Origin of the sequence: Microcystis sp. M53602_WE12 (genome assembly GCF_030065455.1) — a bacterium.
In the GTDB taxonomy this organism is placed as follows: domain Bacteria; phylum Cyanobacteriota; class Cyanobacteriia; order Cyanobacteriales; family Microcystaceae; genus Microcystis; species Microcystis aeruginosa.
In genome coordinates, this window is sequence record NZ_JASJFB010000102.1 from 1 (window position 1) to 1479 (window position 1479).

The following is a 1479-nucleotide window of genomic DNA, read 5'->3' on the forward strand; positions in this document are numbered from 1 at the left end:
ATTAACCTGTTGATGCCTTAAGTCCTTCCCTATATGGATTTCAGCTACTTTTGAGCGTAGGCGCTCTCATCGAATTTTATTTTAAGTTAATTATTTGCATAACAATTCCCGAAGAGCCATTCAAATCTGATCCCTGATAGCTGTCTCGGAGTCCCCCGTCTCCTGTCTCGGAGTCTCCTGTCTCGGAGTCTCGACTAGGAAATTAATTTTGCACGACTACTTATAATACTAAATCCGTTAAGTATAGGTAACATATCAGGATAGGCACTCATGCAAGAGGCAAGAGGCAAAAGGGGGAATAGATAATCAGTTTTTAATAACTGGATTTAGGATAATTGCTAATTGTTGGTATTGCTGCATAAGTGCGTAAAAGCTGATAGGATAACGAACGGAAAAAATATAGCTTGTCAAGGTGCAAGAAATCGCTATAATCGTTCCAGCAGAGGCGATAATAATCCCTCGATCATCCATTTGTTAATGATCGCTAATGATTAGACAAACTCGGTTTTCAGCAAGCGGTTTCGAGACAGCGAACCCGTGAGGGTCCCGGTTGATCGTTGATCGAGCCTCCACTGGCCTTTTTTTGGAGTTGATCGAACCATGTTGCAAGGATGGATTCAAATCGCGCTCACGATCCTGATAATCGTGGCGATCACCCCCTTTTTCGGGCGGTATATGGCTAGGGTGTTCATGGAACGGAGAACCCTACTCGACCCACTCTGCGATCGAGTCGAGAGTCTTCTTTACACCTTCGTCGGGGTGAAAGGGAAAGAGAATATGACTGGCTGGCAGTACGTCCGCGCCGTTCTCTACAGTAACGCGGTGATGGCAATTCTGGTTTTTTCCCTGATTGCGGGCCAAGGATTCCTTCCCCTCAACCCGACGGGGATCCCCGCCCCTTCTTGGGACACCACGCTACATACGACGATTTCCTTTATCACCAACACCAACCAACAGCATTATTCCGGAGAAACCACCCTCAGCTACGGGAGTCAGATCTGGGGTCTTGGCTACCAGATGTTCACCTCGGCCGGAACCGGTCTAGCGGTGGGGATCGCCTTTATTCGGGGACTGACGGGGCGACCGTTGGGCAATTTCTATGTGGATCTGATCCGAGCGATCACCCGTATCCTCTTACCGATCTCGATCGTGGGGGCAATTGCCCTGATCATCGCCGGAGTCCCGGAAACCCTCGCGGGCCCGGCGATCTTGCCGACGCTAGAAAACCCCAACCTGAGTCAGGCGATCGCCCGCGGTCCAGTGGCCCACTTCGAGATTATTAAGGAATTGGGAGAAAACGGCGGCGGCTTTTTTGCCAGCAACTCGGCCCACCCCTTTGAAAACCCGAACGGATTCGTCAATCTGGTGCAGTTGGTGGCGATTCTCTCGATTCCCACCTCCCTGATCTATACCTACGGGGTTTTCGCCGATAATCTCAAGCAAGCTCGGTTAATCTATCTAATTCCCCTCGGTATCTTC

The 1479-nt window shown here is 49.8% G+C and carries 1 protein-coding gene; it reads left to right on the forward strand.

Annotated elements, in window-relative coordinates:
* Positions 1-600: 600 nt before the first annotated feature.
* A partial coding sequence (locus tag PX482_RS04285; protein WP_288122106.1) for a potassium-transporting ATPase subunit KdpA occupies positions 601-1479 on the forward strand: 879 nt, incomplete at its 3' end.